Genomic DNA, 16256 nt, shown 5'->3' with positions numbered 1-16256 from the left:
GAGTTGAAGATACGTGCACTGTTGACATCTGTGGTAGCGATGCTGGCCCTGCTCCTTGGGATGGTGTTGAGTCCGCCCGCTCATGCAGACTTCCCGTGGGGAGCTTGTGGAGTCAGTTCGCCTGCGGACAAGGTGGTCGCAACCTTCGGCGAGTGGAAATTGATGTGCGGGGACGAAGGCTCAGGTTATCGGCATATCCAGCAGAGACACATGAGTGAGTGGGAAGGTCTTGCGGCGATCGAAGGCCGCAACTGGCGGGATATCGCCGATATGGCTATCGCGAAAGCCCACGACGCACCGGACTGGCATGGTCCGGTCGGCGGCGGCAAGTACTGTTACACGGGGCAGATCTATCTCGTCAACCGCGCCACCGGAGCGATAGCCAAGACGGTTCAGCCCACTGTGATCGTCAACGACGAAGGCAAGGTCATCACCGCCTACCCTGGAGGAGCCTGTGGTGGAAGAGTCTGAGCCCAGCTTGGACGAGCTCACCGATTCGGTGATTCGTGCCTGTACCGAGTGGGGATACCAGGTCGGCCACGATGACGCCGGTCGGTTGCAGCTCACGTCTATCGGCGAATCGCCGGTGGTTCCGCCACTGAAGTTCAGGTTCACCGACCAGGAACTCCGCGACTATTACTCGCGCCTTGCAGCGAAGGCTGGAACACCTAATGGCGAGAGCACGCCGTGGAAGACATGGATGGTTTTGATGTCGACTCATCTCAGCGAGGCTGTCTACAAGGCGGGAGTGCTGAACGGGCCCTGCGTCATCGTGATCGACAGGGCCGGATTCTGGGCCGAACCGGCGTAGCAAGGAATCGCGTCCGTATGGAACGGCGGGGCGATGACGCGGACTCGCTCGGCAGGCCCGACAGTAATCCCGGCGACGGCCACGCCAAAAGTACCGATAGCAAAGCGGGGCTCTACAACTTGAGCTATCAGGCTGGCAAACCAGCCTGACCGGGACGTTATCCCCGAATCTCCACGCTTCTGTGGAACGTCCGGTTGCGAACCGGTAGGACCGAATCCCGCTCCTTCGCATCCAAGGCTAGCAGCCTCTCCTGAAGTCTCGCCATCCGATTACCGGAACCTGGAAACAGTCGCTGTCGGGTGCGCGAGTCGCGGCGATCGCGCCCGCCTCGTTCGCCCCCAATCACCTGGTGTGTATGCGGGCAGCAACCGCCGCGGCGAGGTGATTATCACCTGTTGTCCGGCGCAGGTAGGTGTAGCGCGATCAGTCGGTCTCCTCGGGCGCTGGTGGAAGCGGGGCGGATTCGGCCGGATGCGGGTCGGCAACGGTAGAGCCGGGGCGGCTCACTTCGCTCGGTGAGCGAGCACGGCGAACATGGTGACCGAGAAGTGATAGTCGCCTCTCGCGATGCCCGCTTCCATGGCGGTGTCCAAGTCGAGGCGCTCCTGCTCGGTGATCACACCCTGGGCGAGGGCGCCGTCGATCATCTGCGCGAACAGCGGGCGAGTGGTTTCCGGATCCCAGATCACCGCCTCCGATCCCATGTCGTCGATCGTGAAACCTGCCGTGGTGAGCAGACCGCGCAGCCGTCGGCCCGACTTGGGGTTCGGGGTGGCCGCGAGCATCGCCGTCGACAGGCGAGTGAGGACCTCGTCGTTACCGGGATGGGTGATCGCGGTGTGCCAGTCGCTGTCGATGAGCAGCACGCGTCCGCCCGGCCGCAGCACGCGGGCGATTTCGGTGGTGGCCGCCGCCGGGTCGTCGAGGTGCTGGTAGACGCGTTCGCAGCGGACCACGTCGAAGGAATGATCCGGAAACGGCAAGTGGTAGGCGGTGCCCTCGATGAAGCGGGCACGCGAGCCCACGGCCTCGGCCCGCGCACGGGCGACATCGAGCATGGCGGGATTCGGATCGACGCCGACCGCGTCGCCGTCCGGGCCGACACGGTCGGCGAACTCCATGACCTCGCTGCCTGTTCCAGCGCCTATGTCCAGCGCGCGCTCGCCGGGTACTACGGCCAGGGCGTCGTGCCCCCATCGGCGCATCCGCCGGATGCCAGGTAGCGCTGCCTGAAGGTCGAGGAGGCCGACCAGCGCCGCCATCGGGTCGTCGACGGGAGCTCCGTCTCCGGCGGACTGGGAGCGATCGAAAGAAATCGCGTCCGTATGGAACGACGGGGCGGGGCGGGGCGACGACGCGGGCGAACTCGGCATGCCTCGACAGTAATCCCGGCGACAATTACCGGCTGACGCATTGCAGGCACGACCACTGTGACTAGCGGCGGAACCCGTCCGCGTCGATCGGCAGTGGAACCGTCGGCATCGAGTCTTCTCCGTGCGCAACGGCGAGCAGGGCGGGGAACGAGGCAAGCTTGCGCCTGGGCCGTCCCTGAACCGCGCCGAGGTCGCGCTCGGTCCGATCGATCGCCCTCCACTCGTGCACACCGACGGCAGCGGGCTGGCGCCGCCGGACCAGCGCGTCAATCTCCTGTTGGGTGCTTGCGGGGGTGGGCAGCAACCCTGCGGAGTGGTCGGCGAGGAGTGCGGCGACAGTGTCCAGTGCGCATTTCTTGTTGGCGCCGATGCCTCCGGACGGGCCTCGCTTGATCCATCCCGCCGTGTAGACGCCGGGGATGGGTTCGCCGGTCGGGTCGCGCAGGACGCGGCCTCGGTCGTTGGGCAGCACACCCCGGTCGTGGTCGAAGGGCAGGCCGGACAGCGAAGCGCCGCGGTAGCCCACCGCCCGGAGCACCAAGCCCGCCTCGATGGTCTCTTCGATTCCGGTCGGGACAGCGCGGACGTCGCCGCCGGGGCCGCGTTCGAGGCGATTACGAGTCACGCGCACCCCGGTGACTCGTTGATCGCCCATGATCTCCAGTGGAGAACACAAGTAGCGCAGCACAATACGGCGCGACGCACCGCGGCTGTGGGTCGCGAGTTCCGCGGCGGCCTGCGCTTTGGCCAGCCCGAGCGGGTCCGATCGAAGCGCGGCGAGCTGGTCGGGATCCAACGTGACCTCGTCGGAGAACGCGAAGACATCCGCGCCGTCGAGATCGGTCAGTGCGAGCAGTTCGGGAGTGGTGTACGCGGCCTGCGCGGGACCGCGTCGGCCGAGGACCACGACTTCCTCGATCGCGCTGGCAGCCAGAGCGGCCAGGGCGTGATCGGCCATATCGGTGGCGGCGAGCTCCGCGGGGTCGGCGACCAGGAGGCGCGCGATGTCGAGAGCGACGTTGCCGTTGCCGACGACGACGGCACGGCGGCAGGAGAGGTCGAACGCGCGGTCGACGAAGTCCGGGTGGCCGTTGTACCAGTTCACGAACTCGGTCGCCGACGCGCTCCCTGGCAGGTCCTCGCCGGGGGTCCCCAGGCGGCGATCACCGGAGGCGCCGTAGGCATACACGACGGCGTGGTGTGCTGCGGCGAGCTCGTCGTGGGTGATGTGGGTACCGACCTCGACGTTGAGGTGGAAGCGGAAGCGGCCGTTGGCGGCGGCACGCTCGAATGTCTCGGTGACGGATTTGGTGGACGGGTGGTCGGGGGCTACCCCGCCTCGCACCAGCCCCCACGGCGTGGGCAGTCGGTCGAACATCGTGACTGTCGCGCCCGGGTGCTCGAGCAGCTCCAGTGCGGCATACGCGCCCGCGGGCCCGGAGCCGACCACCGCGACTCGCAGCTCCCCGACGTCGGCGCGCGGCGCGGGCAGCGGGGCGTCGGGGATGCCGGGCGGCAGCGGATTGCGCTGGTAATAAGCCTCGGCCAATTCCAAAAACCGCGTCGCGGCGGGCGCGGTGTCACGGGTGATCGCGCCGACCGGGCACTCGGCGACGCAGGCCCCGCAGTCGATGCAGCTGGCAGGGTCGATGTAGAGGGCTTCGGCGGAGGCGAAGCCCGGTTCGTCGGGGGTGGGGTGGATGCAGCCGACCGGGCACACCGGTACGCAGGAGGCGTCGTTGCAGCACGACTGGGTGATCACGTGAGGCATGGCGTTCCTTGCTAGCGGGAGTCGGGGAGCGGTTCCACGGTGACCGGGATTCCGTTGAGGGCGGCGTTTCCGCTGACGGTGTCCAGGAGCAGCGGGTCGGTGACATCGTTGGCGCTCGCGCCGGCGACGCGGGCGGCCACGGACAGCCGGCTCTCCGCCGCCGCGTGCCCGTACCCGTGGGGCAGGCTGACCGTGCCCGCCATGATGTCGGTGGTCTGCCTGACGTCCACCCGCACGGCACCGGTGCGCGAGCGCAGCACGGCGGGCCCGTCGGCCAGTCCGAGGCGGGCCGCGTCGGCGGGGTGCATGAGCAGATGGTGTCGCTGCGGACCGGCGACGAGGCGGGCGTAGTTGTGCATCCAGGAGTTGTTGGAGCGCAGGTGCCGTCGGCCGATCAACAGCAGCGACCCCGAGTCACCGGGATCCGCTCGCAGGTCGGAACGCAGGGTGTCGAGGGCGTCGGCGATCTGCGGCGGCACCAGGTGTAGTCGGCGGTCAGGAGTGCGCAGGCGATGTTCGACGCCTGGCCGCAGCGGTCCGAGGTCCAGCCCAGCCGGGTGGGCGAGCAGCCGGCGCACGCTCAGTCGGTAGCGGCCTCGGCGCAGGAGCAGGTCCACCAGCCGGCGCGGCGGTATCCGCAGCCGAACCTCGGTGGCCAGGGCGTGCCTGCTGAGGCGACGGCGCAATACCTGCATCCGGCCGCCGCCGAGGTGGCGTTGGTAGGCCGAGCCGAGGTCGCGGAAGATCTCCCAGTCGTGCCGTGCGCCGCGCGGCTTGGGCAGCACCGCGGGCGAGTATTTCGCGGTATTGCGGACAGCGAAGGCCCGGAAAACCAAGTCGTAGTGGTCTCGTTCCAGCGCGCTGGTCGGCGGCAGGATGACGTCGGCGTGGCGAGTGGTCTCGTTGAGGTAGAAGTCCACGGCCACCATGAAGTCGAGGCCGCCGAGCGCGGTGCCGAGTGCGGCTCCGGCAGGAGTGGACAGCACCGGGTTTCCCGCGATCGTCAGCAGCGCCCGGACCTGCCCCTCGCCCGGCGTCGTGATCTCCTCGGCAAGAGCGGCGACCGGAAACTCCCCGGCGAAGGAAGGAAGCCCCCGCACACGGCTGCGGCGGCGGCCGAAATGGCCCGGGCTGAGCAGCCGTGTCATGTCGATGGCCGGGTCGGTGAACAGCGTCCCGCCCTCGCGGCCCAGGTTGCCGGTGATGATGTTGAGCACCTGGATGGCCCACTGGCACACGGTGCCGTGGCGCTGGGTCGAAACGCCGAACCTGCCGTAGCAGGCGGCGGGGCCCGCGTCGGCGAAGGAGAGGGCGAGGCGGGTGATCGTGGCGGCGGGCACGCCGCTGAAACGGCTAGCGGCTTCCGGCGTGAACTCGGTGACCGCCTCCCGGAGCGCGTCCAGGCCCGTGACGTATTCGGGCAGGCGCGGCGCGCGGTCGCGCAGGACCACGTGCACCATGGCCAACAGCACCGCGGCGTCCGTGCCCGGTCGGATGAACACGTGCTCATCGGCGTCCGCGGCCGTCTCCGTTCGGCGCGGGTCGATGACGGTGACCCGCCCGCCGCGCTCGCGGATCTCCCGCAGGCGCCTCGCCATGTCCGGCGCGGTCATCAGGCTGCCGTTCGACGCACGCGGGTTGGCGCCGAACATGAGGAGGTGCTGTGTCCGGTCGAGATCCGGCTCCGGCAGCAGGAACTGGTGCCCGTACAGCAGTGCCGAAACGACCTGGTGCGGCAACTGATCGACCGAGGATGCCGAGAAGTGGTTGTGGGTTCGCAGCAGCGAAGTGAACGCGGACCCGTGGGTCATCGCGCCGAGGCTGTGGACCGAGGGGTTGCCCAAGTAGACCGCCACCGCATTCGCGCCGTGGCGCCGACGGGCCTGAGCTAGTCCGCGGGCCGCCGCATCGATCGCCTCGGGCCAGTCCACCTCCACCCAAGTCCCATCGATCTTGCGCATCGGCCGCCGCAGCCGGTCCTGGTCGCTGTGCACGTCGGTCATCGCCACGGACTTGGGACACACGTGGCCGAGGGACAACGGATCGTCGCGGTCGCCGCGAACACCGACGGCCCTCCCGCTCTCGATGGTGATCTCGATCCCGCAGATCGCCTCGCACAAGTTGCACGCAGCTTTCGCGGTGGTGCCGTTCCCGGAGCCGCGTATTGCCCGCCCCGCTTTGGTCAACGCATCGACGGCTGCCCCGGTCGCGCTCATGGTGTAGTCGCCTCCGCAAGAGATCCGCTGGAACATGAACATGACGTCATGTTATTTTTTTTCGTGTCTACCATGGACCCCGTGCCCGACGCCACCCCCCTCCGCCGAGAACCGGTTCAGCAGCGCAGCCGCGAGCGCGTCCAGCGGATCCTCGACGCGGCCTTGCGGATCGTCACGACCGAGGGCGCCGACGCGGCGACCGTCCGTTCGGTCGCCGAACGTGCCGGTGTTCCGGCCGCAACGGTGTACCAGTTCTTCACCAACCGCGACGCCATCTTCGAGCAGCTCCTCGCCCGCGAACTCGCGCGCCTCGATAGCGAACTGGAGGAGTCCCTCGCCACCGCCCGGCCACACCCGGACATCGCGGCCGCCGTCGAGGCCTTCTTCGCTTTTCACGGCCGCCACTACATGTCCCACCCGGACTTCCTCGCGCTGTATTACGCGTCCCGGCACAACGAGGCGCTCCGTGACGACATCAGAAAACACCTCGGCAGGCTCACCGACCTGCTCTACCGCCACCTGATCTCCACCGGCCTGCTGGCGCCCGGCACCAGCCGACGCGTCGTCGAGGTGGCGGTGGAGCTGGGCGACCATGTCTTCGAGGTGGCCCACCAGCGCGGTGAGGAGGGTGACGCGCTAACCGACGAAGGCCGGATCGCCATCACGCGCTACTTGCAGGTCTATGCGGGTACCCGCGGGCAAGGCGAGCCGATCCGGCTCGGGGAGCTCTCGGCGAACCGTGATAGCTACTGACCTGCGCGCGGCCAGGTCAGTAGCTATGCGTCAGCCTCCCTGCGATGGTGGCGGCGTGGAATATCCCGCGCCGCCGCGAATATCGGTGCGTCTATCAGAATTCGGCTGACCGCAACGGCGTTCGTGTGAGTGCCCCGTGGAAGGGGAATCGGGGCTGATCGTCGGAGTTCAGCCGATCGATGCCCTGAAGTCCGCGCCCTGCTGGAATGCTTGCGCGACTTCGGCGGCCTCGACGACAGGGTAGATTTCGTACTCCGCGCAGAACCCGAATTTGGTCGGACCGTCGGCCAGGTCCATCGGATTGTCGGTCTCGATTACCGCGAACCCGCCCTTGCCGTCGAGCCGGCTGACGAATTGGTGGTACGTCGTGCTGGCGGACGGCTTCCAATTCGCGAACACCTCCAACGCCCGCCGCATGCTGGCTTCATTCTCGGTCGCGGAGCCGTTCCAACGGAAGTTCCAGGAAACCACGTACTTCATCTCATCCTCCTAGGGATGCGCCGAAGTTGCTGGTCTGGTGCGAATACCCGCAGCGGAGCAAGACATACCCGCACGTTTTCGCCGCGCTCGAGCGGGTCACGCGGCACAGATCATCGAAGCGGGGATAGGAATCCAGGGGTTCGCGCAGACGCCGACCCATGGCGGGGCATACATGCTCAACATGACGGGCTCGACTTGTGTGGATGTCGGCACCGGGTCGTTCGCCACAGGGACAGGAGCGGGGGACGCGGTAGCCGCACCTGAGCCGAGAACGATCATCGGTCCTACTAGCACGGCTGCCGCCGACGCGCGAATTTTGTTCTTTTTCATGGTGTTTCCCTCAGACGACTGCTTTCGGACGCTTTCGTCCGTCGCGGGCTTCCTGCAGGTGAACACCATCAACTCTGCTCGGACGATGCGCGGGACAACATCAGCCCCCGGGTCGGAATCTCTCGCACCTTGCGCCTGGTCTGTCGTGGAGCTCTGATTTGTCGGCGCCGGATCGGCAGGAAACTGTGGACCAGTGCCCACGGTCGAGTAGATGGGTCGTCCGACGTGCGCTTGGAGTGCCGCCGCCGGCTCGCGCCGACGTTTGTGCTGGCCGGTCGATGGGCTGCGGTAGTTCAATCGTTGTGGGTGGCGTTGATGTCGATGCGGAGGTTGTCGGAACGTGGGATCGCGAATACGCGGTCGCGGCGGGCTTGCCAATCTTGGGGGATGACGAAGTAGGTGTCGGGTGTGCGGGCCAGCAGCCGCACGCCGCTGTAGACGTAGTGATACTTTTCGCCGGGTACGTCGAGTTTGTCGGTCTGTGCCCCGCCACCCTCGATGCCGAGCCCATCGACGCTCAGTATGACGAGCGACGGGACGCGGGGGAATCCGGCTTCAGCCAACGACCGTGCGTCGTCGGTGCCTTGCCGGGCCGCGTAGGCCCCGATGGCCCAGATCGTGCCGGCGAAGCCGAGAACGAGCAGGGCGATCATGATCAGCGTCGTGGTCGTGTGTTCCGATTGGCGTCGACGGGATCGGCCGCCGCGTCGGGTGGGTCGCCGCAGCAGCGCTGGGTAGGTCCCGTAGAGCGTTGTGGCGTAGGCGAGTAAGAGGCTGCCTACGACGAGCGACATCGGCAGATAAGTACCCAACGGCAACCATGGGGGTGGGGGGCGTAGCCGCGCGATCCCTGGTACTGCGAGTAGGACGACGCCGACACAGAGGGTTGTCGCATACCACAGCCGCAGCGCGCGCCGCGGTCTGCGAGCTTTGATGGCAACCGCGAACGGCAGACCTCGGGCCGAGATCAGCACTAGTAGCGCCAGCAGGCCCAGCACGACCGGCCAGAAGGTGGGGGTCATGGAACGCACGGTCAGATCGGCGACAGAGAAGCCGAGCATCCCCACATCGATGCCGAAATAGCCATACCACGTACGGGTGTACACGGTCCCGAAGTAGTACAGAACGGCACCGAGCAGCACAGCCTGCGAGGCGAGCGCACCCGCGGCGGAGAGAGCCGCCGCCAGCGGTGTCGGCGCGGGCCGGACCGGGCGTGGATCGCTCACTGCGTCTCCACCGGCGCGGATGGCTGGGCGTCAGGCGGCGGCTGCACTGGTGGTTCCGACGGTGGAGGCGCTGTGGGAGGGATAGTTGTCGTCGGTGGCGCCAAGGTGGTGGTCAACGGTTCAGAAGTCGCCAGCGGCCGGGTAGGGGGGATAAGCCCGGGATCATTTGAGGATATGGGTGGCGGAGGCACAACGTGCGTGCCTGGCGCGCCGGGCGGGTTCACGTTTCCAGTCGGCGACGAGTTCTGCGGCGACGGCCCTATGTCCGTGCCTGGCGTGATGGACGGGTTCAGCCCCGACGTCGGTGTCGCGCTCTGATCGACCGGCTCGCCGCTGTCGGCTGCACACGCGGCCAGAGTCAATCCAGCAAGGATCGTGGTAATGAATGCTGTGAAGCGGGAGCTGACCATCACTTGCGTCCCCTAACTGGTGGCTAGATAAACGCGTGTGCGATCTGTCGAGTCCGAATGGTCGTATCAACGCCGTCATGCGCTGGACGAGACTCAGTCGCACCTGGTCGAAGCGTATTTTAGCGAGAATGCGGTGGCGTGGTACACGCCGCGCCCGAGCCTCTGGGACCGGCCTGTCGCAGTGTCGTGAATGTCGCGCTGTGTTCGATGCTTGTGCCTCAGAATCCAATCGAGACATCGGGGACTGGCGAGCAGGGGAAGAGAGCCGGGTGCGTGCGACGTTGGGATCGGCATTCCGGGATTGTTGTCCGGGGTTGCGGCGTCGGTACTGGCGAGCTAGCTAGTCGACCTTGGCCATCACATGCTTGATGCGGGTGTAGTCCTCCAGCCCGTACATCGACAGGTCCTTGCCGTGCCCGGACGACTTGAACCCGCCATGCGGCATCTCGGCGATCAGCGCGGTGTGGGTGTTGATCCACACGCAGCCGAAGTCGAGCGCGGCCGACACGCGGAGCGCCCTGGACACGTCCTTGGTCCACAACGAGGACGCCAGCCCGTATTCGACGCCGTTGGCCCATCGGATCGCCTCGTCTTCGTCGGTGAACGACTGCACGGTGATCACCGGGCCGAAGATCTCGTTCTGGCTCAGTCGGTCATCCTGGAGCAGCCCGCCGATGACCGTCGGCTCGACGTAATACCCGTGGTCGCCCTGCCGGTGCCCGCCGACCACGACCGAAGCGTGATCGGGTACCTCATCGAGGAAGCCGAGCACCCGCTGTAGTTGGTTGGCGTTGTTGACCGGTGGCACCCAAGCGTCCTCGTCATCGGCGGCCTTGCCGAACGTCGTTGTTGCACTGCTGGCCTGCTCGGCCAGCGCCGCGGTCAAATCATCGGTCACCGACGCGTGACCGAGCACCCGGGTGGCCGCCGTGCAATCCTGCCCGGCGTTGAAATAGCCCGAGGCCGCGATACCCTTGGCGGCAGCAGCGATATCGGCGTCGGGGAACACGATTACCGGCGCCTTGCCGCCCAATTCCAGATGCGTGCGCTTCAGGCGGCCGCCGGCCGACTCCGCGACCGCACGGCCCGCGGCCACCGAACCGGTGATCGACACCATCTTCGGGGTCGGATGCGCCACCACCGCCGCGCCGGTCAACCGGTCACCGGTGACCACATTGAGCACGCCTGGCGGCAGGTGCTCGGAGGCCAGTTCGGCCAGCATCACCGTCGTCACCGGGGTGGTGTCGCTCGGCTTGATCACCACGGTGTTGCCCGCCGCGATCGCGGGAACAAACTTCCAGATTGCCATCATCATCGGGTAATTCCACGGCGTCACCTGCCCGATGACGCCGACCGGCTCCCGGCGAATCCACGATGTATGGCCCGCGAGGTACTCGCAGGCCGACTTGCCCTCGAGAACCCGTGCCGCCCCCGCGTAGAACCGGGTCTGGTCCAGCATCTGCGGGATCTCTGCGGCCAAGGTGAGGTGGTTCGGCTTGCCGGTGTTGCGGCCCTCGGCCTCGACAAGCGCGTCGGCGACATTCTCCAACTCGTCGGCGAAATCGAGCAGCGCCTTCTGGCGGTGCGACGGCGTCGTACGTTTCCAGTCGCAGAACGCCTTGGCCGCCGCTGCGTACGCGTTGTCGATATCCTGTTCGTTGGACGCCGGGGCGGTGCCGTACTGATCGCCAGTGGTGGGGTCGACAAGCGCCATCGTCGCACCGCCGACCGAGTCGACGAGCTCGCCGTCGATGAAGTTCTGGACCACTATCATGATGCTGCTCCTCGGTTGCTTGTCGGTTGACAATCCTCTGGCGCGGGGCGTTCGGTCGCCTTGGCATCTGGTCGCCGTCGTCTGCTACTACTTGTTCAGTAGCATTTCGATGTTATCGATCACCGAAAGGGCTAGCTTACTCTTTTGTTGCTACTCAGGACGGTGCAGCCGGAGCCGTGCTTATTTGCCGGTGGTTGGCATCGTTTCATCTCCCATTGCGTCGACTTTGTCTTCGCCGCAATTTTCTCATTCAACTTCCCGAAAAATCTGTGGGTCATCGAGCATTTCCGGGTAACACTGAACGGAGTTGTTCGTGGCACAGAAGAAGTCGCTGCATTTCAGTCCCCAGTTCCGGGAGACGGCCCGGCCAGGGGTATGTCGCGACTCCGGCCATCGACGTAGAGACCGGTCTCTCTGAGGGACAACGAGATTCGATGATCGGCGACGGGTGGACAGTGCTCGGGTGGTTGATCGTGTTCGCCCTGCCGCTGGCCGTGCTGGTCGCGGTGATTCTCCGGCCCGAGCGCATCCCGAAGGGCCGGACCGTGGAAGCCATCCGGGACGCCCTGAGAGCGGGTCTGACCGCCGACGAGTGTGCAGGCGACCCCAAGGGCACACGTACAAGCCTCCACCGGAGGTCCAGGCGCGGCCGGACAAGCCCCCAGGGCGGTGTTTGCACGCAGGTTGCTAACAACCGATAATCGAACGTAATCGGTTCGCTGTCGGACGCACCTTTTATATGGTCACGGGACGGCACAATGGACGACACATCAGTGGGTGGCGGGGACGCCACTTTGCCAGCGAAGGCGTTCGGACGCTATCGGCTTCTGTCGCTGCTGGGTCAGGGCGGCATGGGCCAGGTGTGGCGGGCGCATGATTCGCTGACCAACCGGGTGGTGGCGCTCAAGGTGTTGCCCGAGCGCTTCGCCGATGACGAGCAGCTGCGCGAGCGGTTCCGCCGGGAGTGCCGGGCGGTGGCGCAGTTGACCGAGCCACATGTGATCCCCATCCACGACTTCGGCGACATCGACGGTCGGCTCTATCTGAATATGCGCTTGATCGAGGGCACCGACCTGCGCAAGGTGATCACGCGAGAAGGGGCCTTGTCGCCGCGGCGGGCAGTGGCGATCATCGCACAGGTGGCCGGCGCGCTGCAGGCGGCCCACGACGCCGGGCTGGTCCACCGCGATGTCAAACCCACCAACATCCTGCTAGGGGCCGATGAGTTCGCCTCCCTGATCGACTTCGGGATCGCCCACGCCGCCGACGACCGTACGCTGACCGCGATCGGCGAGACCATCGGCACCGTCGCCTACATGGCGCCGGAGGAGATCGGCGCGGAGGTCAAGGCCGATGCCCGAGTGGACGTGTACGCGTTGACGTGCGTGCTGTATGAGTGCCTGACCGGCCAGCCGCCGTTTGCGAGCGCAGCGGGGGTGCAGGGTGTGATCGCCCATCACCTGCACACCCCACCCCCGCGTCCCAGCACCACTACACCCGATGTACCGACTGCGTTCGATGCGGTCATCGCCAAGGGAATGGCCAAGAACCCCGACGATCGTTACCAGACCGTCCGCGAGCTGGCCGCGGCGGCCTGCGCCGCGGTGGGCGATTCTGCGGTCAGCACCACCGTGGGCGTGGCTGCGCGCCATGGGCGGCGAATCAGATTGTCGCCTAGGACCGCCGGGCTGCTCGCCGCCGCGGTCGCGGTGGTGGCCGCCGTAGCTGTCGTCATCGGTGTCCAACGGGAATCAGACGGCGGTGGCGACTCGCCCACACCTATCGCCCCGGGCGACTCGGCACAGACTCCGCTGCCGTTCACCGGCGTCAGCCTGCCCACCGATGTGGCGGTCGACCCGGCAGGCAACGTATACGTCACCGACATGGGTAATGATCGGGTGTTGAAATTGGCGGCGGGCGCGTCGACGCCGACCCCGCTGCCGTTTACCGGCCTGAATAATCCTCAGGGTGTGACAGTCGACACTGCGGGCAACGTATACGTCACCGACACGAGTAACGATCGGGTGATGAGGTTGGCGGCGGGCGCGTCGACGCCGACCCCGCTGCCGTTTACCGGCCTGAAGAATCCCCATGGTGTGGCGGTCGACAGGGCGGGCGACGTCTACGTCGCCGACATGGGTAATGACCGGGTGGTGAGGTTGGCGGCGGGCGCCTCTGCGCCGACGACGCTGCCGTTTACGGAGCTCCAAGATCCCCAGGGTCTTGCGGTGGACACGGCGGGCAACGTATACGTCACCGAATTGGGTACCGAGCGGGTGATGATGTTGGCGGCGGGCGCGTCGGCACCGACCACGTTGCCGTTCACGGGGCTCAAAGATCCCCAGGGTGTGGCGGTCGACATGGCGGGAGACCTGTACGTCGTCGACTGGGGTAACAAATGGGTGGTGCAGTTGGCGGCGGGCGCGTCGACGCCGAACCCGCTGCCGTTCACCGGCCTGAAGAATCCCCAGGGTGTGGCGGTGGACGCGGCGGACAACGTATACGTCACCGATCTGGGCCCCAATCCGGTGGTGAAGCTCCCGGTCGGCTGAACCCCCGTTCCACCTAATTGGGTTCTAGTGGTCGTCGCACCACCCCGGACCTGGAGTGGCGCATGACACATCGCTTCACTGTGCGAGCGGATGTGTGAGTGTTCGGAATCTGGCGTGGCAGCGGGCGATGGCGCGGGTCCGGGTGGCGCAGGCGGCTTGGCTGGAATGGTCACGTGCTCCAGATTCGCTCCGGAATGCGCATGGAGCAGTCGGGCAGGCGGCTCGTGTTGGCGTCAGGGGCGTGGGTTCCCAACGACGGCCGGGTCCCGATGATCTCCTTCACCTCCGGGTTCAGCTTGTTCCAGCTGCCGCGGTCGGTGGTCACGCCTTGGGGCTTCTTGGCGACAACCTGCTCGTTGGAGACAGTAACCGTCACGGGTAAGGGTGCGGGGTCACTGTGTGTGAGCGAAGACTGTGCGGTGCTCCCATGGGCGCCGGCTTCATGGTGTGGCTGAACTCGGCGCCCGGTGTATGTGAGCGAGTTTCCTTGCGCTGCACCATCTCTACGCAGAGCTGGTTCCACTCTCCGTATCGTTCGAAGTCCGTGAGCACCTGCCACACCACCTCGGCCGGGGCGCCGATGTCCACACTGTCGCGTGATCCCGATGCTTCCCCTCGCTCGCGCGGCGCGGCATCACTACGGTGCGACTACTGTTGCCGCGCAGACGATCTCACCGAGTGGACGGCTGTCCGGTGTGGCCGGAGGTTCGGTCGGCGGTGTGCCCGAGCAGGGCGAAGGGGAGCGTGTCGTTGAGCCAGGTCTCGGATTCGTCCAGTGACCAGCCGAGGTCGTCGGTGCGGATGAAGTAGGCGGCGTTGCACAGGTGCAACCAGAGCAGATCGGTGGCGCGGGGCGCGTCCACGTCGTCACGGAGCGCGCCCATTGCCGCGAGTCGGTCGGCGGTCAGGGCCAGTCCGTTGCGCATGCTGTCGTGCGCGATCCGGAGGATCTCGCGCACGGTCGGCTCGCGTGGCGCGGCGGCGACGACCTGCCGCATCAGGTCCGACCACTGCTCGAACTTGACCCGGGTGGCATGCACGATGAAGCCGATCAGTTCGCGCGGATCGGTCAGCGACTCGATGTGGGCGAGGATGGCTGGGATGTCCTCGGCGCTGGTGCCCGATTCGATGAGGGTGCGAAGCAGTCCGTGCTTCCCGCCGCCGACCGCGTACACGGTGGCTGGAGCGACACGGGCAGTGCGGGCGATCTCCTCGACCTTCGTATCGAAGTATCCCTTCCGGACGAATAGTTCGCGTGCCGCATCGAGGATGGCCTGGCGCGTGAGCTGGGCGTATTCGCTTCTTCTGCCCGTTCGGGTGCCTCCGCTCCGCTCGTCCGCCATGCGCTGATCATACCTGCTAGCATTCATCAGAGTTGACTCTGGTGAATATTGATAGCTCTGCAAATACGAAGGATCGTCATGAAAGCGCTCTTCACCACATTTCCCGCGTACGGCCACCTGCTGCCGATGCTTCCGCTGGCTCGAGCTGCTGATGCCGCCGGTGACGAGGTGGTCATCGTCGCGGCGAAGGAACTGCACGAGGTGGGCGACGGCCTGTCGGCGCGCCCTCTCGGCCCATCATTGCCCGATCTCCTCACCGAGAACGGCCGCCGATCCGGCGAGGACGTTCTCGGATATCGAAGCGACAGTTCCGATCTGCTCGACGCCACCATCGCCCTGTTCACCACGACCCGCGCGGATATGGCCTTCGACGAGATGTGCGAACTGGTCGCGAACGAGCGCCCCGACGTCATCGTCGCGGAGATGTGGGATTACCTGGGCCCGATGGTCGCGCGAAAGCTGGATATCCCGTGGGTGAGCTTCGTTCACAGCCCGGCCACCGAGATCGACGCGGCTCTCGAAGGCGGCATGGTGCAGGCCTCGGCCCAGCGCGAGCTGACGACGCCCGCCCGTCTGGCGACCATCCAGCTGTGGCCGGATTGGCTCGAGCAGAACATCTCCGGCAACGCCGCCGCACTGGAGATCGGGACCATTCCGTACGACACGTCGGCCCAGGTCGATCTCCCCGCGTTCGACGGTGACCGCCCGGTCGTCCTGGTCACCCTCGGCACGGTCGTGGAGGATCCCGACCTGCTCGCCGCCGCCGTCCGCGGTGTCCTCGACGCCGATGCGAATGCCCTGGTCACAACCGGGTTCACCATGCAGCCGGAACAGCTGGAGGCCGCTCCCGGCCGGGTGCACGCCGTACCGTTTGCCCCGATGAGTCAACTGCTGGACCAGGTTCAGGCCGTGGTCGCCGCCGGCGGCTCCGGAACCACCCTCGCCGCCCTGTCCCGCGGCCTGCCGCTGACTTTCGTACCCCGCATCGCGAACCAGCCACTCGTGGCCTCGGTCGTCTCCGACTTCGGCGCGGGCACCGTCTGCGACGACCCGGCCGACCTCACCGCGGCGGTGTCCACGCTGCTGCGAGAGCCGGCCCTGCGAGCCCGAGCCCAAGCCGCCGCCGACCTCCTCGACCAGCGTCCCAAGCCGGAAACGGTCTGGTCGGCATTGCGAGACCGCATCAACGTCCCCGCCCGCTGAACCGCGGCTTCAGA

General features: G+C 66.7%; 14 protein-coding genes. 5 read left to right on the top strand and 9 right to left on the bottom strand.

What is annotated here, in order from left to right:
- Window positions 1-3: 3 nt before the first annotated feature.
- Window positions 4-471 carry a hypothetical protein gene (locus ACWPXK_RS23020; protein ID WP_454198250.1) on the top strand — a complete coding sequence of 156 codons (468 nt, stop codon included), beginning with the start codon at window positions 4-6 and terminating at the stop codon, window positions 469-471.
- Window positions 458-811, top strand: a complete 354-nt coding sequence (locus ACWPXK_RS23015) for a hypothetical protein (protein ID WP_454198249.1) — start codon at window positions 458-460, stop codon at window positions 809-811. Before ACWPXK_RS23020 ends, ACWPXK_RS23015 begins: the two co-directional genes overlap by 14 nt.
- A gap of 503 nt (window positions 812-1314) precedes the next feature.
- Here the strand turns inward: ACWPXK_RS23015 and ACWPXK_RS23010 are convergent.
- The 3 genes from ACWPXK_RS23010 to ACWPXK_RS23000 form a co-directional block, all read right to left on the bottom strand.
- Window positions 1315-2184 carry a methyltransferase domain-containing protein gene (locus ACWPXK_RS23010; RefSeq protein ID WP_454198248.1) on the bottom strand — a complete coding sequence of 290 codons (870 nt, stop codon included), beginning with the start codon at window positions 2182-2184 and terminating at the stop codon, window positions 1315-1317.
- A 61-nt stretch (window positions 2185-2245) separates the two neighbouring features.
- The gene (locus ACWPXK_RS23005; protein WP_454198247.1) at window positions 2246-3955 is read right to left on the bottom strand and encodes an FAD-dependent oxidoreductase; all 1710 of its coding nucleotides are present in this window, start codon (window positions 3953-3955) and stop codon (window positions 2246-2248) included.
- A gap of 11 nt (window positions 3956-3966) precedes the next feature.
- Entirely contained in the window at window positions 3967-6213 is a 2247-nt protein-coding gene (locus ACWPXK_RS23000; protein ID WP_454198246.1) for a molybdopterin-dependent oxidoreductase, read from the bottom strand.
- Window positions 6214-6252: 39 nt separating this feature from the next.
- Between ACWPXK_RS23000 and ACWPXK_RS22995 the strand changes: the two genes are divergently transcribed.
- Window positions 6253-6924, top strand: coding sequence for a TetR/AcrR family transcriptional regulator (locus ACWPXK_RS22995; protein ID WP_454198245.1), 672 nt, complete (start codon window positions 6253-6255; stop codon window positions 6922-6924).
- A gap of 168 nt (window positions 6925-7092) precedes the next feature.
- On the opposite strand, the gene ACWPXK_RS22990 is transcribed toward ACWPXK_RS22995, so the two are convergent.
- The 3 genes from ACWPXK_RS22990 to ACWPXK_RS22980 form a co-directional block, all read right to left on the bottom strand.
- Complete coding sequence (locus ACWPXK_RS22990) at window positions 7093-7404, bottom strand: DUF3303 domain-containing protein (protein ID WP_454198244.1); 312 nt, start codon at window positions 7402-7404, stop codon at window positions 7093-7095.
- Window positions 7405-8027: 623 nt separating this feature from the next.
- Entirely contained in the window at window positions 8028-8960 is a 933-nt protein-coding gene (locus ACWPXK_RS22985; protein ID WP_454198243.1) for a hypothetical protein, read from the bottom strand.
- A 750-nt stretch (window positions 8961-9710) separates the two neighbouring features.
- Complete coding sequence (locus tag ACWPXK_RS22980; RefSeq protein WP_454198242.1) at window positions 9711-11144, bottom strand: aminobutyraldehyde dehydrogenase; 1434 nt, start codon at window positions 11142-11144, stop codon at window positions 9711-9713.
- Between the two features lie 758 nt (window positions 11145-11902).
- Here ACWPXK_RS22980 and ACWPXK_RS22975 point away from each other — a divergent pair.
- Window positions 11903-13696, top strand: a complete 1794-nt coding sequence (locus tag ACWPXK_RS22975; RefSeq protein WP_454198241.1) for a serine/threonine-protein kinase PknD — start codon at window positions 11903-11905, stop codon at window positions 13694-13696.
- A 169-nt stretch (window positions 13697-13865) separates the two neighbouring features.
- On the opposite strand, the gene ACWPXK_RS22970 is transcribed toward ACWPXK_RS22975, so the two are convergent.
- The 3 genes from ACWPXK_RS22970 to ACWPXK_RS22960 all read right to left on the bottom strand — a co-directional run bounded on the left by ACWPXK_RS22970 (window position 13866) and on the right by ACWPXK_RS22960 (window position 15039).
- Entirely contained in the window at window positions 13866-14072 is a 207-nt protein-coding gene (locus tag ACWPXK_RS22970; RefSeq protein ID WP_454198240.1) for a TPR repeat region-containing protein, read from the bottom strand.
- Complete coding sequence (locus ACWPXK_RS22965; protein ID WP_454198239.1) at window positions 14069-14284, bottom strand: SRPBCC family protein; 216 nt, start codon at window positions 14282-14284, stop codon at window positions 14069-14071. Before ACWPXK_RS22965 ends, ACWPXK_RS22970 begins: the two co-directional genes overlap by 4 nt.
- A gap of 83 nt (window positions 14285-14367) precedes the next feature.
- A complete protein-coding gene (locus ACWPXK_RS22960) occupies window positions 14368-15039 on the bottom strand; it encodes a TetR/AcrR family transcriptional regulator (RefSeq protein ID WP_454198238.1) in 672 nt (223 codons plus the stop codon).
- A 78-nt stretch (window positions 15040-15117) separates the two neighbouring features.
- Here ACWPXK_RS22960 and ACWPXK_RS22955 point away from each other — a divergent pair, with 78 nt between their 5' ends.
- The gene (locus ACWPXK_RS22955) at window positions 15118-16242 is read left to right on the top strand and encodes a glycosyltransferase (protein ID WP_454198237.1); all 1125 of its coding nucleotides are present in this window, start codon (window positions 15118-15120) and stop codon (window positions 16240-16242) included.
- Window positions 16243-16256: the final 14 nt, after the last annotated feature.

The organism is Nocardia sp. Marseille-Q1738, from assembly GCF_965283145.1.
Note: the sequence above shows the minus strand (reverse complement) of the source record. Positions and strands in the feature narration are given on the sequence as shown.